Consider the following 25,608-nt stretch of genomic DNA (forward strand, 5'->3'; position numbering starts at 1 on the left):
GGGCCAGGATGGTCGGTTCCTTGGCTACCGGTTCAACCATCGGCCTGGATCCGATGTTCCGCCGCCAGGCCGCACCATTCGAAGTGACGGGGGCCGCGAACCTTGCAGAAGGCGAACATCCGCGGGTAGCGCTCGTCGGTGCTGAAGGTCACGGAAGGCCAGCCGCGGCCGGCGGCGCGCAGAAAGACTGTGCGCCAAGCCGACAGGATGGCGCGGTCAGCGCCCTGCTGAGACCTGACATAGCTCGAGGTCGCTCGCAGCCAGCCGTCCTCGATCGCGTGGCAGATGATCCATCCTGCCAGGTCGCCGGCGTGGGTCAGCGCCAGACTGAACTCGGGGATCCAGGGTTTTGCGTCCGGCGCGGCCGGAATGAAGCGGTGCGGCGCCAAGGCGGTCGGGGCCCAGTCCGGCGAGGCCCGATCCTCGCGCCAGGCCTCCAGGCCCCAGGGCGGGGTCAGGCGCGCGCCGCCCAGGTCGGCGGAGAGTTGGGCGGGGTCCCCTTTGACGGTCACGGTGGTCGGGCCCACGCGCCGCCACCCCGATCGCACCGCCGCATCGCCAAGGTCGCGTTCAGCGCGCGCCGACAGCGGCACTTCGGCCGATATTGTCGCCACGCCTTGGCGCGCGGCGGCGCTTCTAAAGGCGTCGACCAGGGCGCGACCCAGGCCTTGGCCCCGGAGCGAGGGCGCGATGGAGACCGAGAGCAGGCGCGCCTGGTCGGCGCTGCGTCTACCCAGGGCCAGGCCCGCCGCCACGGGCTCGCCTTCGATCGTGGCGACCAGACCGACGGCCAGGACGCCCCCCGGCGCGGGACGGCGCAGGAGGGCGGCCATGCTCGGATAGGTCAGGCACGTGAAGTCGAGGGCGGGTAGGCTATGAGGATCGGCGAAGAGGACCGAAGGCGTCATGCGGGCTGCAGGGACAGGACCTCTTCCAGGCGCTGGGCGGCGGCCGAGACGCTGTCCAGGCTATGGCGCTCGCCGGTGATGCGGCGACCGTTGCGAGAGGTGCCCGACACGCCCTCGATCCAGTCGTCGCGCGTGACCAGCCCCTTCTGTTCGGCGCGCATGAACATGCGTTCGGCGAAGTTGAACTTCCAGCTGGGGCAGGGAAGGCCGGATTCACCGGATTGCTGGTCGTTGTGCACCGTCTTGAACGCGCAGGCGCCAGCGCACATCGGCAGGATTTTGCAGTCCGAGCAGACCGGATTGTTGAACGGCGACCAGGCGGCCCATCGTTGAGCCGGCTTGCTCTTCTCGGCCTTGGCCATGTCGAAGATCGTGCCGTGGCGCAGTTCGGGCTGGTTGACCGTGTCCCAGCACTTGTGAACGTCGCCGGTTGGGGTGACGACGATGCTCTTGGGGCGAACCGCCTGGCACAGGCCCAGATACTTGCCGCCAGGCGGAGCGGAAGCCAAGCCGAGCCTGGCCGCCTCGCGCTGCACCTCGATCTCGAACTTGGCGTAGGTTTCCTTCTGAAGGTTGGAGGATTCGCAGCTGGCGCAGTCCACCGTGCTGGCCTCGACAGGCGCGAAATAGACTGAGACGCGCTTCTTCTGGCTCAGGCCGCGGTCGTGGAGGTCCTGCAGCATCTCGTAGACCGCCGCCTGGTTGGTCATGTCGACATTGACTCGGATGACGATATTGATCGGCGGCGCGTCCGCGGCCACGGCGCAGATATTCTCCAGGATGCGCTCATAGGACCCGCGCCCCGACAGCAGGGGGCGGCGGACGTCGTGCACCTCGGCGGGACCATCCAGCGTGATCTGGGCGACCGAGACGCCGGTTTCGGCTAGGCGGCGCGCGACTTCAGGCGTGAAGAGGTAGCCGTTGGTGACGATTGAGCCGCTCTTGCTGGCGCGCTTTTCCAGGCGAACCTGGTCCAGGCGTTCGGCTAGGTCGAAGAGTGCTTCCTGGCCCATCAAGGGCTCGCCGCCATACCAGCAGAGCGAGAGGTTGCCGCCGGGCGGCAGGGCTTCGCGGACATAGTCGACGATGGCGTCGCGCACCTTGACGCCCATCTTGGTCGAAGGCTTGACCATGCCCTGGAAGCAGTAGCCGCAGGCGAGGTTGCAGTAGAGCGTCGTGCAGACCGTGATCTGCAGGCTCCGCTCCGACTGGCGGTTCTTGTCGTAGTCGGCCCGGACCATGCCCAGCTCGTCGACCATGTCGGGCATGACGAACCGGGCCGTTGCGAAGCCCTCGGCGGCAGGGTCCAGACTGTCCAGCCCGTCCTCTTGCGCCCGCTCCCAGACGGCGATGTCTTCGCGATCCCAAAGGGCGAAGGCCTGGGAGACGCTGCTATAGGCCAGCATTCGATCATCCCGCAGCGGGATGGTCAGCGTGTATTTCGACGGAACAAGCCGCATGTGTCCCACTTTCTGAACTAAGGAATTTGACCGGCGATGCGCGCGCTAGACGCCCGGCACGCCGGGCAGGACATTGACGAGGCAGGCGTCAGCCGCGCACAGGTCGCCCGGCGCAATGTCAACGACGCAGGCCGCCGCCATGCAGAGGTCAGCCGCGCAGGCGGCGACGTAGCAGGCCGCTGCGCCGCAGCCGTCGACCCCGCAGCCCGCGATCGCACAGGCGTCGCCGGCGCACATCGCGCCGACGCAGCCGTCGGCAACGCAGCCGGTCGCGCCGCCGCCCGGATCGACCCCCGCGCCCGCCGTGCCGCAATAGTCCGTCGTGCAGTAACCCTCGGTCCAGCAGCCTTCGGAGCCGCAAGTATTGCCCTGCGTCGTGCAGGCCACGACCAGCACCGAGCAGTGGCCGTCATCGGTGTCGTTCATCGTGCAGCCTTCCCAGCTGCCGTCGTCGCCGACGCACATGTAGTCGTCGTTGCAGGGAAGGTTGTTCATGCAGCCGTCGTCGGAGTTCTTGCCGCCGGCCACCTGGCTGAGCTGGTAGTCGTTGAGCTCGCGGCCGACGCTCTTGGCGAGCTGTTCGCGGGTCTGGTTCGACGCGTGCGAAGCCATCTGCGACTTGAAATAGATGATCTGGCCGAAGGTCTCGCGGTTGGTCCGGACCCGCGCCGTCGCCGCGTCGCTGCGCCCTTGGGAGACCTCCATTTCGACGCCATCGAACGTGACCGTGTACGCGCCGACGCCGGCGATCTCGAACTGGATCACCTCGCGCCCTTGGACGCCGCCGGTGAAGGCGCGGTCGAGCAGATACTCGAACACGAACGGAACCGCATCGCCGGTGAAGACCGAACGCGCGCCGGTTTTGACTTCGCGCGCGGCGCGGGCCTCTTCCAGGGCCGGGGCGTCAAAACGGAAAGCCTTGTCGAACTTTTCCAGCGCGATGAGGTTGTCCACCCGGATGTCACCGGAGGCGATGGCGGAGCGGGGGTCGCGCAGCTTCGTTGAAGCAATTCTCGGCGCGTCAATAATTTTCATGTCATCCTCGGCATTGGGTTATCTTTCGGCGCGCGGACTCCGCTTCGCCAGCCAAGAGGTGGGCGAGTTTGTTCGAGCTAAACCTTCGTAAATACGTCACTATTACTTTATAACATCGCGCATCGCCATGAACGCCCGCTCATGTCGCTTCATCTATGCTTGAAAATGCACCCTTGAGATGATTTCGATGTCGATACACCTCGACACAACGGCCTAGCTCGTGTCAAGGTGGAAAGCAACTTTAGATCGCATAACGATCGCGCTAAGATAGAGGTGGCATTTATCATGACGGTTGAGGCGCAAGCAGATTGGATCGTGTCCACGCCGGCCGACGGCGGCGCGGAACTCCGGGCGCGCCTGCCCCCGGTCGTGATCTCGACCTCGATCCCCACCGGGGCGACCGAGGTCGCGCCAGGCCCTTGCGAGCTGCGCGTCACCTTCAGTGAAGCCATGGCCGACCATGCCTGGTCGGTCGTGGAATGGGCGCCGGGTTCGGCTCCGAAGCTGGCTGGCGCGCCGCGCCTGATCGATGGGGGACGCGTCGCGGTGCTGCCGTTGGTGCTCGCGCCGAGCAGCCTCTACGCCTTCTGGCTCAACACGCCCGCCCACCACCACTTCACCGACCAGCAGGGCTATCCGCTGGTCCCGTATCTGATCGGCTTCCATACCGGGGCTTGAGGACCATGCGCCGCTCCAAACCCGCGCGCTGGAATATCCGGGACCTACGGGGCGAACCGGCTCAGAGCCATGTCGCCGCGTTCAGCACCGCCACGCAGGAGGCGAGGCGATGACCGCGCCAGACAAGGCCTCGAACGCCTGGTTCAGGTATATGGTCATGACGGGGCGGATCACGGCGTTCCCTGCCAACTGGAAGGGCTGGATCGCCTTTCTGTTGATCATCGCCGCGCCGGCCGGAACCGTCTTTCTGATCTCGCGTGTCTTGCCGGCCATGCCGAAGGATCAGCGTTTTCTCGTGTTCTTCGCCGTCTTCTTCCTGGCGTTCGCCGTGCTTGCCCTGCTGGTCTTCTTCAAGGGTGAACGCGTCCCGATAAAATGAGGCGCTGAGGATAATAAATTTAAGATTGCAAATATCATTGATTCAAACCTAGGTGTAGTTGCCGCCAAACTTGGTGGCTTTCATGTAGGGGATTGAGTGATGAAGCTGATCGATGCGCCCAAGTTCGGGACGAGCGAAATGCGCGATCCGCGCGCGGCGCTCGCGACGGGGGATATCCGCGTCGACAACATCTTCGCTCTGGAGAAGTTCGAGCGCGCCTTCCTCTTCGATGACGATGCGCTCGAAGATGGCGGCTTCAACCACGCCCTCAAGCAAAAGGCCGGTTCAGCGGCGGTGATGAAGGCCTTCTTCGGCGGCGTGCTTCAGGCCGCGTTCGTCGGGGGTGTCGTCGGCCGTGAGGTGATGCACATCTATCTCGAGGACGAAGGGGCCTACACGGTGGCTTTCGATGGCGAGGACCTGGAAGTTTCCGAAGGCCATAACGGCTCGGCCACCGCCCACCTGTCGACCGATGGCGCCACCCTGGCGGCGGTCGCCGTGTTCAAGGCCAAGATGAATTCAAGCGCGGCGCGCGCCTTCAAGGCCGACACCGCCCTGCGGGTGGGCGCGGAACTGAAGGATCACCAGCTGGGGCAGGTCGCCGGCGGGAAAGGGTCCGACTACAGCTGCGGGGTCGCCTCGTGCGGGGCCGACTCGCCACCTCCCGTTGAGAACTGCGTCACCCAGTTTATCGTCTGAGCCGTACCGCGCGGTGAGCCTGCGCCCTCGCCAACTCGCCGATCAGGCGGCTGCGAATAGGCGCGGCCGCCCATGGCGCGCGCCCCAAGGACGTCCCGCAGCCCTGGATCGAATGTCGCGACGTCCCGGCCCAGCGATCAGCGCCCTGGTCGCCTTGGCCCTCCTGGCGGTCCACGGACGGGCGTGGGCGGATCCGTCGGGGGTGGATTGGGTGTCGTTGACGCGCCGCGACGTCGAGGCGGCCACGACGTTGCTGGCCGACAATCACCCGGCTGCCGCGACCGATCTGGGCGACACAGCCTTCGTGGAGACTTTGCGAGACGCGGGGCGGGAGGCGCTGGCTGCCGCCGCCACCGCGCGCGACCGGAGCGATCATGATCGCGCGCTCAAACGGCTAGCGGGGCGCTTCGCCGATCCGCATATCGCCTGGCGCGCTTTCGATCGGACGCCGAGATTGCAAAGCTCGCCAGGCGCGGAGGCCGGCTATGGCGTGGGCGTCTCGGCGGAGGCGGCATGGATCTCGCTCGGCGGATTGGATGCTCGGGCGGCTGGGGTCGTCCGCGACCTCCAGGGGAATCTGCCGCGGGTGCTCGCCGCGCCTCGCGTGATCATCGATCTGCGCGGCAATGCCGGAGGAGACTCCTATTACGGCGACGCGATCATCACGTTGATCTTCGGTCGCCCCGCGATCGAGGCGCTTCATGCCGCGCCCAGCGGAGGATGCGGTTCGGTCTGGCGCGCTTCGCCGGGCAATCTCGAAACCTTGCAGACCTATCGCGCGCGCCTGGCGTCTTCGCGACCCAACGCGGCGCGCGGGCTTGGCGAGGAGGCGGCTCTGATGCAGGCCGCGCTGAACGCGGGCAGCGCCTTCAACAGGCCTATTCCGGCTCGGTGCCTGACCGCGCGACCGCCAGAGCCTTCGATCGCCAAGGTCGCGGCCGCGGACAAGGTGCTGGTTCTGACCGACGAGGCCTGTTTCAGCTCCTGCCTGCTGTTTGTCGCTTCCCTGCGTCGGCTTGGCGTGCGGCAGGCGGGGTGGCCGACCGGAGCGATGAACCACTACATGGAGGTTCGGGCCGTCACACTGCCGTCCGGTCTGGGGACCTTTAGCACCCTGCAGAAGGTCGCGCTCGATCGCCCGGCCGCGATCGGCCCCTTCACCCCGGACTTTCCGCTTCCACGTGAGCTTGCCGGCGCGCAGCTGGAGGCGCGCGTTCGAGCCCTTGATGTCTCGCGAGACGGCCGGCCGCGGTAACGAGGTCGCCGGCAGCCGTGACGCGCGACCGCCTCCTCGTAATAAATTTTAGATTGCATATCTGCGATATTCAAACTTAAGTTTATCTTGGCGGTCAAGCTTGACGAGCCCTGATATAGGAGGATTGAGCGGTGAAACTGATTGATGCGCCCAAGCTTCGGACGGGCGAGGTGCGCGATCCACGCGCCGCGATCGCGACAGGGGATATCCGCGTCGATAACATCTTCGCGCTCGAGAAGTTCGAGCGCGCCTTCCGCTTTGACGAGGAGGTGCTGGAAGAGGGCGGTTTCAACCAGGCGCTCAAGCAGAAGGCAGGCCCGGCGGCCGTGATGAAGGCCTTCTTCGGCGAGGTCCTGCAGGCCGCGTTCGTGGGCGGCGTTGTCGGGCGTGAAGTAATCCACTTTCGCCTGGACGGGGCGCAGGCCTTCACGGTGGCCTTCGATAGCGAGGCCCTGGAGGTCTCCGAAGGCCACAACGGTTCGGCCAGCGCCCAACTGTCGACCGACAGCGACACCTTGGCGGCTGTCGCGGTGTTTAAGGCTAGGCTGAATTCGCGCGCGGCGCATGCGTTCCGCACCGATATGGCGCTCCGTGTTGGCGCGGAGTTGAAGGATTATCAGCTCGGGCAGGTTGCGGGCGGGAAACCGTCGGATGCCGGATGCTACGACGATGCTCCCTGCGTCTTCGATTTCTACGACGATCCGTGCCCAGGCGATTACATTCCCTGCAATACGGATGGCTGGATTTGTACGGCCGAGAACGGCAGTGGCATCGACCCCTGTCCCACTGCCAGTTGCGGTGTCGACAGCGGTGGCGAGACCTGCCCAACCGCTAGCTGCGTTGTTGATGCCTGCGGCGTTAACAGCTGACGTCCGGCTTAGACCAGCCCGTAAAGCGCGGTAGCGCTTTACGGGCTGGCGCACCCTCCATACCCGAACGGTTAGAAGGCGAAGGGATCGTCGCTCCATCGAGCGGGCGGCAATTGAAGGTCGCGTTTATGGCGATGCGTAAATGTCTGTAAATGGCGTCCGCTCGACCTCGAAGCAGGCCGCCTGGCCCTCGAACGGGGGCAACAGGCGCAGTCATGGAAACTTCGGTTCCGCTGGCGGAAACATTCAAAGTGGCCTGGTCGCCGCGGGCTCGTGTCCTTCAGCCAGGAGGCCCGCTAGGGTTTCCACGCCGGCGGCCAGGCTTTCCTCATCCCAAGCGGCATAGCCCAGGAGAAAGCCTTGGCGTCCTTCCGTCGAGCCGGCGTGAGTCGAGAGCGGGTCCAAACTAAGGCCTCGCGACGCGGCGAAGGCCGCGAAGGCCACGTCCGACTCCCAGCCTTGCAGGGGGGCGTTCAGAACCGCAGCCAGGTGTGTACCAACCTCTTGAGGCGCGACGGTCAGCACATCGCCCAGCCGCGCGTCCAACGCCTGGGCCAGCGCCAGGCGACGCGCGCCCAGGCGCTGTCGCAACTCACGCAGATGTCGGGCCAGGCCGCCGCCGGCGATGAACTCGGCCAAGGCGGGCTGAGCGGCGGTGGCGACCGGAGCCCCTTCGCGCGCTCGCGCCTGCGCCAGACGGTCGATCAGGGAGGGCGCGCCGACCACGTAGCCCAGTCGCAGCCCCGGGAACGTGACCTTCGAGAAGCCGCCGATCGCCAGGACGCTGCCGCTGCGGTCAAGGCTGGACAGGGTCTCCATCGGGCGTCCGGAAAAACGCAGCTCACTGTCGTAGTCGTCGGCCAGGATGATCGCGCCGGTCTCGGCGGCCCAGTCGATCAGCGCCACGCGGCGGGGCAGGCTGAGCGGCGCGCCCGAAGGAAACTGGCGCGATGGCGTGACCAGCGCGAAGCGGGCGCTTGGCGCCAGTCGGCGGCCGATCGACACTTTCAGCCCCTGCGAGTCGACAGGGACCGGCACCACATCAAGGCCCTCGCGGCTTAGGGTCCGTCGCGCGCCCACATGGCCGGGATCCTCGACCCAGATCTGGGCGCCGGGCGAACCCAGGGCGCGGGTGATGACCTGCAACGCGTCGCCAGTGCCGCCGGTCACCAGAATATGCTCGGCGGTGCAGTTCAGCCCCTGTAGCGCGTGCAGATGCCCGGCGATCGCCGCGCGGAGGGACGGCAAGCCCGCCCAGTGATCGAAACCAATCGCCGCCTCGGCTTCCCGCCGCCAACCTCGCGCCGTCAGGCGGGCCCAGGTACGGATCGGAAATAGGTCGTTGGCTGGCGCGTCGGAATCGAAGGGACGACCGCGCGGCGCCTCGGTGCGTTGCTCAGGCGGACGGGAGGAGGGCTTCACGCGGGGCGGGGAAGGCGGCTTGCGGTCCAGCGTTCGGACATAGTGGCCCGACCCGTGCCGGGAGGCGAGATAGCCTTCCACGCCCAGCTGCTCGTAGGCCGCCAGCGTGACCGTGCGCGAAACGCCCAGGTCGAGGGCCAGTTTGCGGCTGGAGGGTAGCTTTGCGCCCGACTCCAACTGTCCCGACAAGACCAGGTCACGGATCCTGAGATAAAGCTGACGTCCCATCGGCTCGCGCGCGTCGCGGTCCAGCACCACCGACAACAGGGAGGTCGCCGCGTCGCTTTTGCCCGTGGGTGTCGAAGTGGTCATCCGCATTGGACCAAAAGTGGATATTTCGCATGGCCACGCAAGCGACTAAGCGTGGCCTGGCTAAACGTTGAGGCGAAGCGGCTCGCTTGCTCAACGTTTCGTCGCCCGAGCCCGCACCGCATTTCTGGAATGGACACACGTATCATGTCGCTGAGGATCAATTCCGAGGCGCCGAACTTCACGGCGCAGACCACCCAGGGTGAGATCACCTTCCATGACTGGATCGGCGACAGCTGGGCGATCCTGTTCTCGCACCCCAAGGACTTCACCCCGGTCTGCACGACCGAGCTGGGCTACATGGCCGGCCTGAAGCCCGAGTTCGACAAGCGCAACACCAAGGTCATCGGCCTCAGCGTCGACCCGGTCGAGAACCACGCCAAGTGGGCGGCCGACATCGAGGAGACGCAAGGCCACGCGGTCAACTACCCGATGATCGGCGACACTGACCTGAACGTCGCCAAGCTCTACGACATGCTGCCCGAGGGCGCGGGCGACACCTCGGATGGTCGCACGGCCGCCGACAACGCCACGGTGCGGGCGGTGTTCATCATCGGGCCGGACAAGAAGATCAAGGCGATGCTGATCTATCCGATGACCTCGGGCCGCGACTTCGACGAAGTGCTGCGCCTGCTGGACTCGGTGCAGCTGTCGGCCAAGCATACGGTGGCCACGCCGGTGAACTGGCGGCCGGGCCAGGACGTCATCATCCCGCCGTCGATCAGCGACGAGGCCGCACGCGAGAAGTATCCGGACGGCTTCAAGACCCTGAAGCCTTACCTGCGCGTGGTCGCCCAGCCCAAGTAAGACGACAAGCTCGGGGGAGCCGACATGATCTTCGAACAAATCGCTACCGGCGGCTGTCGTTCGTATCTGGTCGGCTGCCCCGACACGTTCAGCGCCGTGCTGATCGATCCCGAGATCAGCCAGGTCGACCGCTACCGGGCCCTGGCCCTTCGTGATGGCCTGCGCGTGCGCTACGTGATCGACACTCACACCCACGCCGACCATTTCTCGGCCGCGCAGCAGACGGCCGAGCTGTTCGAAGCGACGACGGTGATGCACCTCTCCAGCCCCGCGCCGCACGCCAGGCTGCGATTGGACGACGGCGACCAGCTGAATGTCGGAACCTTGCGCATTCGGGCCATGCACACGCCCGGTCATACGCGGGACTCGATGTGCCTGATGGTCGGCGACCGGGTCTTCACCGGCGATACCCTGCTGATCGGCGGCACGGGTCGTACCGACCTGCCGACCGGCGACCCGGAGCAGCTGTACGACAGCCTGTTCGGCAAGCTGCTGACCCTCGACCCATCGACGCTCGTCTTCCCGGCTCACGAGTACAAGGGCCGCTCGCACAGTACGATCGGCGACGAGATCGCCGAGAACCCGCGCCTTCAGAAGCGTGACCGCGCCGAGTTCGTGCAGATGATGCGCGACCTGAACCTGGCCGCGCCCACCCACCTGACCGAGGCCCTGCGCACGAACATGAGCGGTGGCAAGACGGTCAGCCAGTTGCTGGCCGAGGCCGCCGCCGACGTGCCGTTCATCGGCCTGGACGAACTGAGCAGCCGCCTGGCCAACCGACCCAACGATCTGCTGATCCTGGATGTGCGTGAAGAGAGCGCCTTCAACGCCGGCCACATCCCCGGGGCCATGCACCTGCCGCGCGGTCAGCTGGAACTCAGGGTCAACGAGGCGATTCCGGACCCGACGATGCGCATCGTCACCTGCTGCGAGTTCGGCAAGATATCGACCCTGGCGGCTGCGACCCTGCGCAGCCTGGGCTTCACAAGGGCCACCGCTCTGGACGGCGGCATGAAGACCTGGCGCGAGAGCGGCTACGGTCTGGACACGTCCGGATAAGATCTTCGCCGCAAATCGGCGCGCCCCAACGCGCGCTGTGCGAAGAGGACTTGGCCCGTGTCGAACGGTATTCGTCGACGGGGCGAGAAAAAAGAGGAGGCGAGCGCGTGGCCCGCCTCCCTTGAAAGTCCTTCTCGTCTACCCGGACTAGAAGGTCAGGACCGAGCCGGCCATGGTGGCCGTCGACAGGTCGAGCACGCCGGCCAGTTTGACCACGTAGTCCGAGCCCGCGACGAAGACGTTGCTGTTGCTGGCGTCGATGACGACATAGGTGTCAACGCCGTCGGTGAACCAGTGGGCGACGGCCGTGGCGGCGCCGGTGGTGCTGGCGGCGGCCGCGTCCAGGGCGTTGGTGTAGGACCCGCCGTAGGTGATCGCCGCGCCCAGGGCGCCCGCGGTCGGTGCGCCGCCGACCAGTGCGAAGCTGATGCTGTCGCCGTGCGCGAAGTCGGTGATGGTCGTGGGGCTGATCGCGCTGGCCGGCGCGAACTGCAGGTTCACCCGGTCATTGCCGCCGCCCAGGGTCACGATGTTGTGGCCGTCCGACAGGGTGATGGTGTCGACGCCCGAGCCGCCCACATAGGTGACGTCGGCGGTCAGGGCCGAGGCGACCAGGGTGTTCGCGCCGGTGGCGCTGCCCTTGACCGTGACGGCGGACGACGAGGCGCCCAGGGTCACGTTCAGGCCGCCCAGGGTCAGGCCGCTGGCGTCCAGCGTGGTCAGGTGCGTGCTGTTCAGGGTCCCGAGATCCAGACCGGCGTTGCCGCTGACGTTGAGGACCTTGAGCGCCGAGTCGGTGATGGGCGCCTTGTCGAAATAGGCCCCCGTCGGCGACGCCGAGGTGTCCTTGGTGGTGATGTTGATGGTCTCGACACCTGAGGTGAGCAGGGCGCCGATATCCTGGATCCCGGCCTTCGACAGGGTCAGGTTGATCGTGTCGTTGGTCCCGCCCGCGAAGGCGCTGTTGGTCAGCACGACGGAGCCGCCGGCCGCCAAGTCGCCCATCAGCGTCAGGCTGCCGCCGGACGCGAAATTGGTCAGCTCGAAATTGTGAGCGCCCATGATGAGGAGATCGTCGGTGACCACCACGGACGCGAAGTTGCCCAGCATGCCGACATCGATGGTGTAGTCCCCGGCAAAGAGAAAGTTGAGGTCGATCCGGAGGACTTCGAAGCCGGTGACCAGGCCGGCGAACGCGTTGCTGCCCGAGAGGGTTTGAGCCACGTTGATGTCTAACGCCACCGTATCGGTCCCGCTGCCGCCGCTGATCGAACCGGTCCCGGAGACGCCGTTGAGGAAGATCAGGGTGTCGTCGCCGCCACCCAGGGCGCTGTTGGTGTTGATGATGCCGTTGACCGTCGTGAGCGTGTCCGCGCCCGAGCCGCCGAGGAAGGTGGCGTGGTCCGGCCGGAACGTCAGGATGTTGGAGCCGGACGAGCCGCTGGCGTCGATCGCGGTGATCGCGGTCGAGCTCAGGGTGGCGGTCAGGCTGGCCGCGCCGGTGATGTTGATCGTGCTCAGCGAGCTCATGCCGCTGGCCGAGGTCAGGGTCAGCCGGCTGGCGCCGCCGAGGTTCAGCGCGGTCAAGGCCGTGTCGTTGATGTTGGCCAGGGTCGAGGCCGTGGCCCCGGTGGTGACGTTCAGCGTCGTGTACTTGTTGTTGGTGTCGGTCAGCGCGCCGCCGGTGACGCCGTTCAGCGTCAGGTTCAGGGTAGTGGCAGGGCTGGTCGCGCCCGTGCTGTTGATGTTCACCGCGCCCGAGCCGTGGGCCAGTTTCAGCGTGGTCAGGGCGCTGTCGCCGATGCTGGCGGTCGTGTAGCCGTCCAGGTCGACCGAGGTGATCTTGCCCAGCGCGGCCGCGCCGGCGTTGACGTCGGTGATGGCGATGGCGCCCGGCGTGCCGGTGGTCTTGACCTTGACCGCGGTGGTCAGGGCCGAGCCGTTGATCGTCACCGCGCCGTCGGTCTGGGTGACGTCGACGCTGGTCCCGCCGGTGATGGTCAGCTGGCCCGCCGAGCCGGCGGCGGTGCGGTTGACGATGATCGCGCCGGTCGGGGCGGTGGTCCCGCCGATGTCGATCGTGCCCGTGGTGACGCCGTTGGCGGTCAGGCTGACGTTCGCGCCGCCATTGAGGACGACGGGCAGGGCGCCCTGGCCGTTGACCGTCGCGGTGACGTTGGTGGTCGTCGCCGTGGTCAGCACGGTCGAGCCGCTGGAGGTGGCGTTCAGCTTGGTCAGGCCGGTCCAGCTGGTCGTGTTGGCTGAGGTGTCGCCGGTATTGACGAGGTTGAAGGTCTCGACGCCGCTGACGCTCGCGCCCGGCATGATGTACGAGCCGCCGCCCGTGGCGTTGACGGTCAGGGTGTCATTGCCGGCGCCGCCGTTGATCACGTCGGTCCCGTTGAAGGTCAGGTGCGTGCCGGTGATCGTGTCGTTGGCCTCGCCGCCCTGGGCTTTGTCGACCCCGGTGGTCAGGACGAGGCTGAGGGGCGTCGGCGCCGTGGGCGAATCTGGTGTGGGATAGGGCAGGGTGGCGCCCTGGTCGATCGCATGACCGGTGCCGTGAGAGGCCGATCCGACGACGGGCGCGTAAGCATAGACCATATTGGTGTTGTAGACGGCCGTGCCTTGGGCCATGGCGACCATGAAGTTGTTGGCCGCGGCGGCGTAAAGGCCGACATCGGCCTTGATCGCCTCGGCCAGTAGGTACCCGGCCGTCGCGGCCTTCAAGGCGATGTCGATCTGGGCGGCGGTCATGTTCGGGTTGATCAGGCCGGCGCTGGTTGCCGTGGCGAGGATAGCGTCCTTGCGGGACACGATGTCGACGATGGCCTTGGCGCTGTCGATACCGGCGGCGGCCGCGTAAGAGCCGCCGATGATGGTCTGATAGATGGACGCCACGTAGTCGCCGAAGCTCATGGCGCCATACTTGGCCGAGAAGGCAACGGCCCCTTCGCCCGCGACGCCCAGGTTGGCGGCGAAGTTGATGTAGCGGTTCTCGAGATTGAAACGCGCATAGTATGCGTCGTTAAGGTCGGTCGGGTTCGCGGTCGAGTTGACGAGGTAGGCCAGGCCCGCCGCCGTCGGGCTCTTGCCCGTGAAGAACTGATAGCTCAACAGCGCCAGGGCGGTGGAGTTGTCGGCGCTGTTGACGATGTTGCCTAGCAGCTGCGAGTCGGCCAACTGGCCGTTGGCGCTGAGTATCGCCTGGGCCTGGAAGAGGCCCTGCGTGGCCGCGTCTGGCGCGATCCCTACGTGCACGGCCTTGTAGGCCAGGGACAGCTGTTCGAGCGTGTAGGACATTCGGTCAAATCTCTGGTTTCAAGGCGCTGGTCCACGGTCGCGGCACGGCCCCGCGGACCGACCACTTCAAGGCGAGACCTACGCCCTGACGTTGCACTCTCCTGCGCTTTAGGAGCTTATCTGGATATGGGAAATATCCACTTTTGAAAATTTGGAGGTGACCACTTTTGTCCGATAGTCACCAAGCCTGGCCCCGCAAGGCCTTATGGCGCTTGGGGATGGTTCGTAGAGCCGTATTTGTTGTTGTGATGAGATCTCAGTGACAGAGACGTGGCGCGTCCGCTGGCGCGCATTGCTACCCTGGATTACCTTGTCGCTGATCACTCAGGGCGGTCGGCATTTGCGGTGAGGCGATACCGCCGCTAGCCGGATCGCCAGTTCGAGACTTACGCGCGGCGACAACCGCCGCCAGCTTCACCAGTGGCTTAGCGACCCGCCTCTTCTGCGCCCGCGCTACGCGCCCCACATGGCGGACTTATCGAGGTGCGCCATGATCCGCCATCATCCACGCTTGCGGTATCGCTGTCGCGATACTGTCTCAGCTCGACCTTAAGCACGGCGGCGACCAAGCTTTGGAAACGTCGGGTGCGACCCAATGATATGGCTCAGGGAGTTCGATCATTGGTTCATCGATCAGGTCCTGCCGTATGAGCGGCAATATCTGAAGCTGGCGAGGAAGCTCACCGGCGATTTCGATGAAGCCGCCGACCTGGTGCACGACGCCTATGCCCGGATGTTCGCCCACGAAGGCGCGGGGCAGGCGGCCAATCCGCGGGCCTATGTGCTGCAGATCATCCGCAATCTGGGCATCCAGAAAATCCGTCGCGCCCGCATCGTCTCGTTCGAGAGCGTCGCGGCCGTGGAGGACCTGCAGCATGCGGACGTGGGCGTCGACGCCCTGGGTCAGCTGTCGGATCGCGACGAATTGCGGCGGCTGATCGCGGCGATCCAAAAGCTTCCCCCACAGGCGCGGCGGGTCGTGATAATGCGACGGTTCGACGAGATGTCGCCCAAGGACGTAGCGGCGCGGCTCGGCATAAGCGTCTCTACTATGGAGAAGCACCTCGCCAAGGGCCTCAGCCTGCTGGCGCAGATGCTAGACGCGGCGGAAATGGCGGAGGAACCCGTCCAAGGAGAACGTGAGACCGGATGGAGCCGCAGGACCAAGTCGACCACAAGGCGATAAGGGACCAGGCCAGTCTCTGGCTGTCGCGGCTCGACTCCGGTTCGGCTGATCTCGAAGCCTTCGAACGCTGGCGCGACGCTCATCCCGCCCATGCCGCGGCCTTCGCCAAGATGAGCCAGCTGTGGTCGAAACTCGGCGACGCCGGGACGCTGACCGATCCGCAGCACGCGGAGCCCGCGCCGGCGCAGCCTTCGCGCCGGGCGTTCCTGCGCGCCGCCGGCGTGGTCGGCGCGGCGGCGGTGGTCGGAGCGGGCGCGTTCGCCACCAAGACCTTCGCCCGCTCGACCGCCAGCACCCTGCCAGGAGAGCGCCGCCGCGTGTCGCTGGGCGACGGCATGGCCGTGGAGCTCAACACCGACAGCAAGATCTCGTGGCGGCGCGGCGCGCGCGCGACCGAGGTCTGGCTGGAGCGCGGCGAGGCGGCCTTGATCGTGCCGCCGTCCGCCGCCCGTCCGTGCACGTTGAACGCCGGAGCCGTCACCGCCGACCTGGGGACGGGTGAGTTCAACGCCCGCCTGCGCGGTGGTTCGCTGAACCTGCTGGTGCTGCGCGGGGCCGGGGCCTTGCACGCCTCGGGAGGGCAGGGCGCCGCGGCGACCCGCTTCAGCCAGGGCCAAAGCGTCTTGGCCACCGCCTCGCGCACCCTCGTCCAGGCCGCGTCCGCGGAGTCGGTGGACGATGTTTCGGCCTGGCGGCGCGGTGAGATCGTCTTCCAGGGGGCCCCGCTGGGCGCGGTCGTCGAGGAATATAATCGCTACCTGACCAAGAAGATGGTCATCGCCGATCCCGAGCTGAGCAAGCTGCGGCTGGGCGGCCGTTTCATCAATTCCGACCCGACCGATTTCCTGGCCACGCTGCGCTCCAGCTTCGATATCGATGCGGTGGACGCGGGTGGCGACACTATCATGTTGACCCGCTCCGAATAAAAATCGCGATCGGCATAGAGCCGGCGCCAAGCTCGAGCGTCTCTATGACGCAGCCTGCCCAGTCGGGGGTGAGCGGCTGACCGGAGCGACCTATGACCTTGAAGCGTTCTTCGAGCGCGCGCCTTCTGGCTGCGCTGCTGGCGACGACCTGCGCCGTTTCGGCGCCCGCCGCCTGGGCCCAGACGGCCGAGATCACGTTCGACATTCCTGCCCAAGGCCTGGCCTCGGCGCTCAACGAATTCTCGCGTCAGGCCGGGGTGCAGATCCTGTTTCCGTATGACGCGATCGACGGCCGCGCCAGCAAGGCGCTGAAGGGCCGCTACACCGCGCGCGCTGCTCTCACCATCCTGCTGGCCGGCTCGCCGCTGGTCGTCGACAGCGACAACGGCCGCACCATCGGCCTGGTGGCCGCCAAGCGGGCGGGGCAGGGACAGTTCTCGGGTCTCGTCCGTCAGGCCGAGGGCCAGGCTCCGCTCTCCGGCGTGCTGGTGCGTGTCGATGGCGACGGCCAGACCGCCGTCACCGACTCCGAGGGCCGCTACCGCTTCGGCAACCTGACGTCCGGCGCCCATAGCCTGACGTTTCAGTATCTCGGCTTTCCCGATCACAGCGAGGACGTCCAGGTCGCGCCCGGCGAGAATGCGCCGCGCACCACCGTCCTGGGCCAGGTCTCGGAAGTGATCGTCACCGGCCAGCGCGCCGGCCAGGCCCGCGCCCTCAGCCGCCAACGCAACGCCGACAACCTCAGCAACGTCGTCGCCGCCGACCAGGCTGGTCGCTTTCCCGACCTGAACGCCGCCGAGGCCCTGCGCCGCATGCCCGGCGTCTCGGTGCAGCGCGAAGTGGTCGCCGGCGAAGGTCGCTACGTCTCGATCCGTGGCTTAGACAGCGGCCTGAACAACACCCAGATCAACGGCATGAACGCCGCCCAGCCGGAGAAGGAAAACCGCCGGGTGCCGCTGGACATGATCCAGACCAGCGCCCTGTCGTCGATCACCGTGCACAAGACCCTGCTGCCCGACCAGGACGCCGACGGCATCGGCGGCGCGGTGGTGCTGGAGACGGCCACGGCCTTTGATTTCGCCAAGCCCGTGCTGGACCTGACGTTCAGCGGCTTCCACCACGACCTGGCCGGCAAGACCAGCCCGATGTTCCAGGGTACGGCGGCGCGCCGCTTCGGCGATCACGACCAGTTCGGCGTGCTGGTCTCGGGCGGCTATTCCAAGCGCAAGACCAAGGGCTTCGTCTTCTACCAGGACGAGGATTATCTGAGCTTCGTCGAGGACGATCCGACCAGCGGCGTCACGCCGCTGCAGTACCACGTCGCCCAGTACGAGGATAAGCGCGAGAACATCTCGGCCAATGTCGCCCTGAACTGGGCGGTGTCGGACAACACCGAGCTGACTTTCAAGGGCAGCTACAATCGCCTGTACGATCAGGAGCTTAGCCGCGAGATCTATTTCGAGGGCGGCACCGACGAGTACGACGACAACGGCAAGCTGATCCTGACCGAACCCGGCTCGGCCGAGATCTTCAACCAGTACGAAGAGACCGAGCTGACCCAGCAGTCCTACGTGCTGACCGGCAAGACCCGGAAGGGCGCCTTCACCTTCAACTACGGCCTGGGCTATTCGGCCGGCGTCCGCAACGAGCCGTTCGACAACGAGGTCGCCTTCAAGGTCGACCTGGACAGCAACCTGTTCGGCTACGACTTCTCGGGCCGGTTCCCGCGGCCCAACCTGACGGCGGCCGACAGGGCGCGCATCGCCGATCCTTCGCAGTACGAGCTCGGCTACAACGACATCGACATCGACGACCAGAAGAACACCCGCGCCGCCGCCCACATCGACGTCACCTACGAGCCCAATTCCAGCTGGCTGCGCTCGGTGAAGTTCGGGGCCAAGGCCGAGCGCTCCAAGCGCGAACTGGTCGAGGGCAATGTCATGGAGCTGGAAGGCCCGCTGACCATGAAGGCCTTCGGCGTCGGGCCGCTGGTCGACGTCTCCAAGACCGGCGCGCCCTACGCCCCGTTCCTGTCGCTGGACATCGCCCAGGTGAAGGCCTGGCGGACCTATTCGCAGAAGCTGGTCGACACCAATCCGGACTTCGAGAACGCCTATGTCGAGGACGGCGTGATCCCCCGTGACGAGGACAGCTACAAGAGCCGCGAGGACATCTATGCCGGCTACCTGATGGCCAAGGGCGTCTGGGGTCCGTGGGAGGCGATCGGCGGTCTGCGCGTCGACCACACTCGCGTCGCTTCGGACAACTGGGAAGCCGTCGCGCTGGAGGGCCAGGAGCCGACCTTCACCCCGGTCACCGGCAAGGCCAGCTACACCAGCTGGCTGCCCCGCCTGCAGCTCAACTATCGGCCCAGCGACGACACCGTGGTGCGCGGCGCGTTCTTCACCTCGATCGCCCGGCCCGAGCCTTTGTTCATCTCCGGCGCGACCACGATCGAGGAAGAGGACGGCGAGGTCGATGTCACCGTCGGCAATCCGGGCCTGAAGCCGGCCTATTCCTACAATTTCGACCTGGGCTTCGAGCACTATTTCGGCTCGATCGGCACGGTCTCGGCCGGCGTCTACTACAAGCGCATCGACCGCTTCATCTTCAGCGGCGTGGCCGGCGAGACCGAGGGCGATCGGGCGCGCTTCGAGAACGATCCGCGCCTGGTGGGCAAGGATATCGACGACGTCACCACCTACACCAACGGCAAGCGCGCGACGGTCTACGGTCTGGAGCTGAACCTGGTCCGCCAGTTCACCGACCTGCCGGGGGCGTGGGGTGGTCTGGGCGTCTACGCCAACGCCACCTTGCAGCACAGCAAGGCCGATCCGGGCGTCGACGACATCGCCAAGGGGGTGTTCTTCAACGCGCCGAAGCAGATCTACACCGTCGCGGCGACCTACCAGAAGTACGGCCTCGAAGGGACCCTGGCCTATGGCTGGCGCTCGCGTCAGGCCGTGCGTTTCTCCAGCTACGGCACGCGAATCACCGAGGAGGCCTATGGCTCGCTGGACGGTCAGCTGCGCTACGCGATCAACAAGCGCGCCAAGGTCTTCGTCAACGCCGTGGACATCCTCAACGACGGCGATAAGCCGATCGTCGACGAGCGCTACGGCTCGGGCGCGCGCTACCTGGAAGGGGCGACCTACAGCGATCGCACCGTCACCTTCGGCCTCAATCTGAGCTTCTGAGGCTGGCGATGACCTGGACCTGGCCCTCGCGCGTCCACAACGACAAAGGCCGCGCCGCCCGCGGCCGGCCGCGCGGGGGCGAGCCGATCGGCGCGCTGATCGACCGGCGAGGCCTGCTGCTGGCGGGCCTCGCCACCGGGATCGCCGCGCCGTTCGGGGGGCAGGCTGAGTCCTCGACGACCTTCGGCTTTAAGCCGTTGTCACCCTCGATCGGCCCGGTCGAGGCCTTGCCCGAGGGCTTCAAGCGCACCGTCGTGCTGAGGTGGGGCGATCCCTTGTGGTCGGACGCTCCGCCGTTCGATCCGTCCGCCCTGACGGCCTTCGCCGCCGAGCGGCAGTTCGGTTACAACAACGACTTCACCGCTTTCCTGCCCCTGCCGTCGAACGACCCGGACGGCGGCCTGCTAGTGGTCAATCACGAATACCCCGTGCCGTTCCTGATGTTCCCGGGCGTAGCGCGCGAGGCCGGGGCCAGGGCCCTGACCGACGAGCAGCTCAGGGTCTGCATGGCCGTCGTGGGCATGAGTGTCGCCGAGGTCCGGCGGGAGGCGGGGGCCTGGCGGCTGGTTCCCGACAGCCCGTTCAACCGCCGGGTCACGGCCACGACGCCCATTCGCATCTCAGGCCCGGCCGCCGGCCATCCGAAGATGCGGACCAAGGCCGACCCTACCGGCCGCCTGGTGCTGGGCACGCACGACAACTGCAACGGCGGCGTCACGCCCTGGGGCACGGTGCTGTCGGGCGAAGAGGGCTCGGCCGACTTCTTCGGCGGCGACTGGCGTCACCATCCCGAGCCCGAGCGGATGAAGCGCGGCTATTACACCGACCTGGAACCCGACGGCCGCTATGGCTGGGCCAGGGTCGACAAGCGCTTCGACCTCGGTGTCGAGCCCAACGAATCCAACCGCTTCGAATGGGTGGTCGAGATCGATCCGCTCGATCCCACTGCGCCGCCGGTCAAGCGCACGGCCCTGGGTCGCTTCGCCCACGAGGGCGCCCACAGCGTGGTCGCGCCGGAGGGTCGGGTGGTGGTCTATCTCGGCGACGACTGGGAGTACGAGTACTGCTACCGGTTCGTCAGCAATGGCGTCTTCAACCCGCACGATCGCGCCGCCAACCGCGACCTGCTCGACGACGGCGTGCTGAGCGTGGCGAGGTTCCATGTCGATGGAACGATGGACTGGGCGCCGCTGGTGTTCGGGACGGGTCCATTGACCCCCGCCAACGGCTTTCACAGCCAGGGCGACGTGCTGATCGAGACCCGCCGCGCGGCCGACCTCGTGGGCGCCACGCCGATGGACTCGCCGGAGGGCTACGAGCCCAATCCGAAGACGGGCCGCGTCTATATCGTGTTGACCGGTGTTGACGATCGCACGGCGGCGCCCAACCCGGCCAATCCTCGCGCCCAGAACAGTGGCGGTCACATTCTCGAGCTCGCACCGCCCGATCATGGCAAGGGCCCGGATCACACCGCTGACCGGTTCGCCTGGAGCGTCTTCGCTCTTTGCGGAAACCCCGCCGTCGCAGGGAGCGGCGCTCGTTTCCATCCCGACGCCGGGCCAGAAGACTGGTTCGAGGCCCCCGACAACATCGCTTTCGATCCCCAGGGGCGGATGTGGGTTTGCACCGACGGTCCCGGCGCGCGCGATCACGACGGCCTGTGGATGATGCAGGTCTCCGGACCCCAGGCGGCGTGGCCGCGCCTGTTCTATTCGCCGCCACCTGGCGCCGAGTGCTGCAGCCCGGCCTTCACGCGCGACGGCAAGGCCATGTTCCTGTCGGTGCAGCATCCCGCCGAACGCTCGGTGTCGCTCGAACAGGCGGCGACCCGCTGGCCGGACTTCGTCGAGGGTCATCCGCCCCGGCCTTCGGTGATTGTCATCGAGGGGACGGCCGAGAAAGGCTAGGCAATTGCCGCCTCGCGACATTCACATGATTGTCGCGAGGCGCTGGCATGGGCGCTTCATGTCCATGCTAGCCTCCGATCGTGGCGCAGCGTCCGGTGCGACCGGACCCGAACGCTTCGAGGCGCTGACCCGCCGCCTTCGACTTCCCCTGCTGCGCTACTTCACACAGCGCACCGGCTCGCAGCCTGACAGTGAGGAACTGGTGCAGGATCTGTTTCTGCGCCTGCTGCGCCGTCCCGGCTTGATGACCCTGGAAAGCGTCGACGGTTACGTGTTCGAGGCGGCGGCCAACCTGCTTCGCGACAAGGTCAAACGGGAGCGCAAGCGGCCCATGCTGAACGCCGTGGATTTGGACCGAATCGACCTGGCCGATGATCTCCCGGGAGCGGAGGACGTCGTTGGCGGCCGGCAGAACCTCGAACGTATCCACGCGGCCCTGAAGGGCCTTTCGCCACGGGCGCGCACCATCGTCATCCTTCGCCGCTTCGAGGACATGAGCCACGCCCAGATCGCCGCCCGGCTGAACATCTCCGTCAGCGCCGTCGAGAAGCATCTGGTGCGGTCGATGGCCGTCCTGCGCGACGCCTTGCGGGAGCAGGGCTGATGGCCGGAAACACTTCCCATGAGGACGCCGCCATCTGGTTCGCCAAGGCCGATCGCGGACCGCTGAGCGCCGAGGATCGCCGCGCGTTTCTCGAATGGCTCGAGACCCCCGGCAATGCCGACGCCTATCAGGAGACCGCCGACGCCTGGTCGACCCTGGGCGCGGCCAAGGGCGCGCCCAGCCTGATGGCGATGCGCGCGGCCGCGTTGCGCGACGCCTCGGGCGTCAATCGCCGGCGAGCGATCTTCGGCCTGGCCGGCGCGTTCGCGACGGCGGGGGCAGGGGGCGTGGCGCTGGTCATGGCCAGCGCCGCCGGCGCGACCATCCGCACCGGCGCCGGCGAGCGTTTGACCGCGCCCTTGCCGGACGGATCCAGCGTGACCCTGGCGCCGCTGTCGCTCGTCCGTGTCCAGTACAACAAGGCGTTTCGCCGGGTGAAGCTGGTCGAGGGTCAGGCTTATTTCGACGCGCGCACCGCGCCTGAGCGGCCGTTCCAGGTGATCGTCGGCGACCGGAGCGCACAAGGCAGCGGCGGGCGCTTTCAGGTGACCTTGCAAGGCGAGGCCGCGCAGATCCTCATCGAGGACGGCGCGCTCGACGTCGTCGCGGACGGGCAGGGCGCCAGCCGGCGCCTGACGACCGGCCAGATGATCTCAGGGCCGGCCGGCGCCCAGCGCGTGGCGAGCGCCGAGCTGGACGAGCTCACCGCTTGGCGCGATGGCCGCCTGGTGTTCAGCGACGCCTCGCTGGCGCAGGTTACGGCGGCCTTCAATCGCTATTCCAGCGATCGGCTCTCCCTGGCCCCCGACGCCCGGCTGGACAGCATCCACATCTCGGGATCGTTCCGCTACGACGGCACGCGCGAGTTCGCCAACGCGCTGCGCGCGGGCTTTGGCCTGCGGGTCCGCCAAGTCGACGAGACCACCTGGGAGATCGCCGAGTAAGCGTCGCGGCTCGCCCGGCCGTCGATGAAATTTTCAAGACAAGGTGAGGCTTTCGGCGCCGCCGCAGTTCCTGGGGGTGATCGGTCGACGGGGGCCGGCGATTGCCTAGGAAAGTACGATGACGAACCGAGTTTCCCACGCTGCCGGTCTTCGCCGCGGCCTGATGGCCTGCTGCGCCATCGCCGTCCTGGGCGCCGCCGCGCCGGCCCTGGCCCGCCAGACGAGCGCGCCGGCCGTGGCCTTCACCTTGCCGACCCAGCCGCTGGAACTGGCCCTGCCGGCCTTCGCCAAGCAGGCTGACGTGCAGGTGCTGTATGCGTCGAACCTGGTGAAGGGCAAGCGCGCCAACGCCGTGGTCGGGACCCGTGCGCCGGCCGAGGCGCTGCGGGACCTGCTGGCCGGTTCGGGCCTGAAAGCGACCCTGACCGGCCCGCGCACCTTCGTGATCTCGGTGGAGGAAAATCCGGTCGTCGCCGAGCTGGAAGAAGTCGTGGTCACCGCCCAGAAGCGCTCGGCGCGGATCGAGAACGTTCCCATCGCCGTGACCGTCGTCGAGGGCGGCGACGCCCAGCGACGCGGCATCACCAACGTCGCCGACCTGGTCGACCAGGTGGCCGGCGTGTCAGTCAATTACGCGTTCGGCGGCACCAACTATGGCCTGATCAGCATCCGCGGCATCGGCGGCGCCGACGACTACAAGCCCAACGGCAACCCCTCGGTCGCGATGCATGTCGACGGCGTCTACCAGACCTCGAACGCCTATCTGGGCATGCCGTTGTTCGACCTCGACCGCATCGAGGTGCTGAAGGGTCCGCAAGGCACGCTGTACGGCCGCAACACCACAGCAGGCGTCATCAACGCGATCACCCGGGGGGCGGGCCAGATTCTCGAAGGCTCGGGCCGCGTCGAGTACGGCAGCTACGACTACACCGAGATGGAAGCCTCGGTCGGCGGGCCGGTCAGCGACAACCTCGGCGTCCGCCTGGCCGTCCTGGCCCAGAACGGCGGCGGCTTCATGACCGGCGCCGGCGCGGGCCTCCTGGCCGGTTTCCGTCCCTCGGTGCGCGGCGTGGTCCAGACCCAGGTGCCGGCGCTGGTGGATCCGGGCCGCCGCGAAGGTTTCGGCGACAAGGACCTGGTCGCCGGCCGCGCGACCTTTGACTTCAAGATGGCGCCCGAGAGCGATCTGGTCGTGAAGCTGTTCGGCAGCCGCGACCGTGGCGACACTCGCCAGTATGACCGCATCGCCCGCTCGCTGGACGCCACGGTCGCCAACGCCGGCGAGAACGCCGACCCGTACGAGTTCTATTCGGTAGGCTATCCCACCCAGGCCATCGACATCTACGGCGGCTCGGCCAGCTTCAGCCACAAGGTCCGCGAGAACCTGAACTTCACCGCCATCGGCGGCTGGCAGGGCAGCAAGCGTTCGGTGCAGGGCAATGGCGACGGCTCGCCGTATCCGGCCTCGTATTTCGACGCCAAGGAGAAGCTTAGCCAGTCGTCGCTGGAGCTGCGGCTGGCCGACGATACCGGCGGCAAGCTGGACTGGATCGCCGGCGCCTTTTACGTGACCGACGACGTCAAGTTCGACACCAACTGGATCAGCTATTCGGCGCTGACCAACTACGACAACCTGCACCGCCAGGAGCGCAACAGCTTCGCCCTGTTCGGCCAGGTCGACTACCGCCTGATCGAGCGCCTGCAGATCTCGGCAGGCCTGCGCTACACGCGCGACAACGCCCACTATGTCGGCCGCAACGTCGATCATAATCCGTGGGGCATCAGCACCTTCACGACCACCTTCGCCACCACCAACCCGTTCTCGTGGGACGAGAAGTTCGAGGACGACAACGTCTCGGGCCGCCTGATGGTGAAGTACGACGTCACCTCCAACCTGAATGTCTTCGTCTCGGGCGGCACCGGCTATCGCGGCGGCGGCTTCGACGGCACCTCGATCTTCACCGTGGCCGAGACCAAGCCGTTCGCCTCCGAGACCGTGCGCGCCTACGAGGCCGGCCTGCGCTGGAGCACGCCGCGCCTGCGCCTGTCGCTGGACGCGTTCGACTATCGCTTCAGCGAACTGCAGGCGACGACGCGTCTGGCCAACGACACCAACGGCCGCGCCAATGTCGGCAAGGCCAGCAGCAAGGGCATCGAGGTCGCGCTCAGCGCCCAGTTGTTGCGCACGCAGCGCCAGGGCCTGACCTTCGATGTCAACGCCGCCTGGCTTGATACGGAGGTCCTGTCGTTCTCGTCGAACCGCGTGGCCGACGTGCTGCAGACGGTCGGCGACCCGCTGCCCGGCGCGCCGGACGTGTCGGCCACCGCCAGCCTGAACCACAGCGTCACCCTGAAGGACGGTTGGTCGCTGCGCAGCCGCCTGGGCGTCACGCACCACGGCGAGGAGTCCAACCGCCTCAACGCCACGCCGGGCAACACGGCCAAGGCCTACACCCTGGTCAACGCCCGGGTGGACCTGGCGACCCCGTCGAACTGGACGGTCTATGCCTATGGCCGCAACATCACCGACAAGGTCTATTTCCCCGAGCTGAACGGCGCGGCCCGCCTGGTCGGCGCGCCGGCCACCTACGGGATCGGCGCGCGGTTCGACTTCTGATCCTAAGGCGATCCAGTCCGTCCGGGCCGGGTCGCCTCCTA

Annotated in this window: 19 protein-coding genes; 14 read left to right on the plus strand and 5 right to left on the minus strand. The window is 66.9% G+C overall.

What is annotated here, in order from left to right; translation table 11 throughout:
* Positions 1–32: 32 nt before the first annotated feature.
* Genes AC1RRR_RS02175 through AC1RRR_RS02185 form a run of 3 tightly spaced genes read right to left on the minus strand, consistent with a single transcriptional unit; the run spans position 33 to position 3,322 of the window.
* Complete coding sequence (locus AC1RRR_RS02175) at positions 33–908, minus strand: GNAT family N-acetyltransferase (protein WP_492810166.1); 876 nt, start codon at positions 906–908, stop codon at positions 33–35.
* Positions 905–2,368, minus strand: a complete 1,464-nt coding sequence (locus AC1RRR_RS02180) for a radical SAM protein (protein WP_492810168.1) — start codon at positions 2,366–2,368, stop codon at positions 905–907. Before AC1RRR_RS02180 ends, AC1RRR_RS02175 begins: the two co-directional genes overlap by 4 nt.
* Before the next feature lie 45 nt (positions 2,369–2,413).
* Entirely contained in the window at positions 2,414–3,322 is a 909-nt protein-coding gene (locus tag AC1RRR_RS02185) for a hypothetical protein (RefSeq protein ID WP_492810170.1), read from the minus strand.
* A 396-nt stretch (positions 3,323–3,718) separates the two neighbouring features.
* On the opposite strand from AC1RRR_RS02185, the gene AC1RRR_RS02190 reads away from it, so the two are divergent.
* The 5 genes from AC1RRR_RS02190 (at position 3,719) to AC1RRR_RS02210 (ending at position 7,283) form a co-directional block, all read left to right on the plus strand.
* Entirely contained in the window at positions 3,719–4,081 is a 363-nt protein-coding gene (locus AC1RRR_RS02190; RefSeq protein ID WP_492810172.1) for an Ig-like domain-containing domain, read from the plus strand.
* 109 nt (positions 4,082–4,190) lie between these two features.
* On the plus strand, positions 4,191–4,460 hold the full coding sequence (locus tag AC1RRR_RS02195; RefSeq protein ID WP_492810174.1) for a hypothetical protein: 270 nt from the start codon (positions 4,191–4,193) through the stop codon (positions 4,458–4,460).
* A gap of 99 nt (positions 4,461–4,559) precedes the next feature.
* Complete coding sequence (locus AC1RRR_RS02200; RefSeq protein ID WP_492810176.1) at positions 4,560–5,159, plus strand: hypothetical protein; 600 nt, start codon at positions 4,560–4,562, stop codon at positions 5,157–5,159.
* Positions 5,160–5,376: 217 nt separating this feature from the next.
* Positions 5,377–6,414 carry a hypothetical protein gene (locus tag AC1RRR_RS02205; RefSeq protein WP_492810178.1) on the plus strand — a complete coding sequence of 346 codons (1,038 nt, stop codon included), beginning with the start codon at positions 5,377–5,379 and terminating at the stop codon, positions 6,412–6,414.
* Positions 6,415–6,545: 131 nt separating this feature from the next.
* Positions 6,546–7,283, plus strand: a complete 738-nt coding sequence (locus tag AC1RRR_RS02210; RefSeq protein ID WP_492810180.1) for a hypothetical protein — start codon at positions 6,546–6,548, stop codon at positions 7,281–7,283.
* A gap of 246 nt (positions 7,284–7,529) precedes the next feature.
* Here AC1RRR_RS02210 and pdxR read toward each other — a convergent pair whose 3' ends face one another.
* Complete coding sequence (pdxR, locus tag AC1RRR_RS02215; RefSeq protein ID WP_492810182.1) at positions 7,530–9,017, minus strand: MocR-like pyridoxine biosynthesis transcription factor PdxR; 1,488 nt, start codon at positions 9,015–9,017, stop codon at positions 7,530–7,532.
* 144 nt (positions 9,018–9,161) lie between these two features.
* Here pdxR and AC1RRR_RS02220 point away from each other — a divergent pair, with 144 nt between their 5' ends.
* Together AC1RRR_RS02220 and AC1RRR_RS02225 are read left to right on the plus strand one after the other, a co-directional pair.
* A complete protein-coding gene (locus AC1RRR_RS02220; RefSeq protein ID WP_492810184.1) occupies positions 9,162–9,821 on the plus strand; it encodes a peroxiredoxin in 660 nt (219 codons plus the stop codon).
* Positions 9,822–9,845: 24 nt separating this feature from the next.
* The gene (locus AC1RRR_RS02225; protein ID WP_492810186.1) at positions 9,846–10,880 is read left to right on the plus strand and encodes an MBL fold metallo-hydrolase; all 1,035 of its coding nucleotides are present in this window, start codon (positions 9,846–9,848) and stop codon (positions 10,878–10,880) included.
* A 147-nt stretch (positions 10,881–11,027) separates the two neighbouring features.
* On the opposite strand, the gene AC1RRR_RS02230 is transcribed toward AC1RRR_RS02225, so the two are convergent.
* Positions 11,028–14,183: a hypothetical protein gene (locus AC1RRR_RS02230; RefSeq protein ID WP_492810188.1), complete on the minus strand. Its 3,156-nt coding sequence runs from the start codon at positions 14,181–14,183 to the stop codon at positions 11,028–11,030.
* A gap of 595 nt (positions 14,184–14,778) precedes the next feature.
* On the opposite strand from AC1RRR_RS02230, the gene AC1RRR_RS02235 reads away from it, so the two are divergent.
* The 7 genes from AC1RRR_RS02235 (at position 14,779) to AC1RRR_RS02265 (ending at position 25,567) form a co-directional block, all read left to right on the plus strand.
* Positions 14,779–15,369: an RNA polymerase sigma factor gene (locus tag AC1RRR_RS02235; protein ID WP_492810190.1), complete on the plus strand. Its 591-nt coding sequence runs from the start codon at positions 14,779–14,781 to the stop codon at positions 15,367–15,369.
* Positions 15,333–16,295, plus strand: coding sequence for a FecR family protein (locus AC1RRR_RS02240; RefSeq protein WP_492810192.1), 963 nt, complete (start codon positions 15,333–15,335; stop codon positions 16,293–16,295). Before AC1RRR_RS02235 ends, AC1RRR_RS02240 begins: the two co-directional genes overlap by 37 nt.
* Positions 16,296–16,387: 92 nt before the next feature.
* Positions 16,388–19,495: a TonB-dependent receptor gene (locus AC1RRR_RS02245; RefSeq protein WP_492810194.1), complete on the plus strand. Its 3,108-nt coding sequence runs from the start codon at positions 16,388–16,390 to the stop codon at positions 19,493–19,495.
* 8 nt (positions 19,496–19,503) lie between these two features.
* Entirely contained in the window at positions 19,504–21,402 is a 1,899-nt protein-coding gene (locus AC1RRR_RS02250) for a PhoX family protein (RefSeq protein ID WP_492810196.1), read from the plus strand.
* A 58-nt stretch (positions 21,403–21,460) separates the two neighbouring features.
* The gene (locus AC1RRR_RS02255; protein WP_492810198.1) at positions 21,461–22,006 is read left to right on the plus strand and encodes an RNA polymerase sigma factor; all 546 of its coding nucleotides are present in this window, start codon (positions 21,461–21,463) and stop codon (positions 22,004–22,006) included.
* The gene (locus tag AC1RRR_RS02260) at positions 22,006–22,950 is read left to right on the plus strand and encodes a FecR family protein (protein WP_492810200.1); all 945 of its coding nucleotides are present in this window, start codon (positions 22,006–22,008) and stop codon (positions 22,948–22,950) included. Before AC1RRR_RS02255 ends, AC1RRR_RS02260 begins: the two co-directional genes overlap by 1 nt.
* Before the next feature lie 118 nt (positions 22,951–23,068).
* The gene (locus AC1RRR_RS02265) at positions 23,069–25,567 is read left to right on the plus strand and encodes a TonB-dependent receptor (protein WP_492810202.1); all 2,499 of its coding nucleotides are present in this window, start codon (positions 23,069–23,071) and stop codon (positions 25,565–25,567) included.
* The last annotated feature ends 41 nt before the right edge of the window (positions 25,568–25,608 follow it).

It is taken from the genome of Caulobacter sp. GW821-FHT12D05 (assembly GCF_058807295.1).

Bases quoted from the DNA above. Each gene is read 5' to 3' on its own strand.
- AC1RRR_RS02225 (WP_492810186.1), top strand. From the start codon at position 9,846: ATGATCTTCGAACAAATCGCTACCGGCGGCTGTCGTTCGTATCTGGTC.
- AC1RRR_RS02265 (WP_492810202.1), top strand. From the start codon at position 23,069: ATGACGAACCGAGTTTCCCACGCTGCCGGTCTTCGCCGCGGCCTGATG.
- AC1RRR_RS02195 (WP_492810174.1), top strand. From the start codon at position 4,191: ATGACCGCGCCAGACAAGGCCTCGAACGCCTGGTTCAGGTATATGGTC.
- AC1RRR_RS02255 (WP_492810198.1), top strand. From the start codon at position 21,461: ATGTCCATGCTAGCCTCCGATCGTGGCGCAGCGTCCGGTGCGACCGGA.
- AC1RRR_RS02230 (WP_492810188.1), bottom strand. From the start codon at position 14,183: ATGTCCTACACGCTCGAACAGCTGTCCCTGGCCTACAAGGCCGTGCAC.
- AC1RRR_RS02175 (WP_492810166.1), bottom strand. From the start codon at position 908: ATGACGCCTTCGGTCCTCTTCGCCGATCCTCATAGCCTACCCGCCCTC.
- AC1RRR_RS02250 (WP_492810196.1), top strand. From the start codon at position 19,504: ATGACCTGGACCTGGCCCTCGCGCGTCCACAACGACAAAGGCCGCGCC.
- AC1RRR_RS02235 (WP_492810190.1), top strand. From the start codon at position 14,779: ATGATATGGCTCAGGGAGTTCGATCATTGGTTCATCGATCAGGTCCTG.
- AC1RRR_RS02245 (WP_492810194.1), top strand. From the start codon at position 16,388: ATGACCTTGAAGCGTTCTTCGAGCGCGCGCCTTCTGGCTGCGCTGCTG.
- AC1RRR_RS02200 (WP_492810176.1), top strand. From the start codon at position 4,560: ATGAAGCTGATCGATGCGCCCAAGTTCGGGACGAGCGAAATGCGCGAT.
- AC1RRR_RS02180 (WP_492810168.1), bottom strand. From the start codon at position 2,368: ATGCGGCTTGTTCCGTCGAAATACACGCTGACCATCCCGCTGCGGGAT.
- pdxR (WP_492810182.1), bottom strand. From the start codon at position 9,017: ATGACCACTTCGACACCCACGGGCAAAAGCGACGCGGCGACCTCCCTG.
- AC1RRR_RS02260 (WP_492810200.1), top strand. From the start codon at position 22,006: ATGGCCGGAAACACTTCCCATGAGGACGCCGCCATCTGGTTCGCCAAG.
- AC1RRR_RS02240 (WP_492810192.1), top strand. From the start codon at position 15,333: ATGGAGCCGCAGGACCAAGTCGACCACAAGGCGATAAGGGACCAGGCC.
- AC1RRR_RS02220 (WP_492810184.1), top strand. From the start codon at position 9,162: ATGTCGCTGAGGATCAATTCCGAGGCGCCGAACTTCACGGCGCAGACC.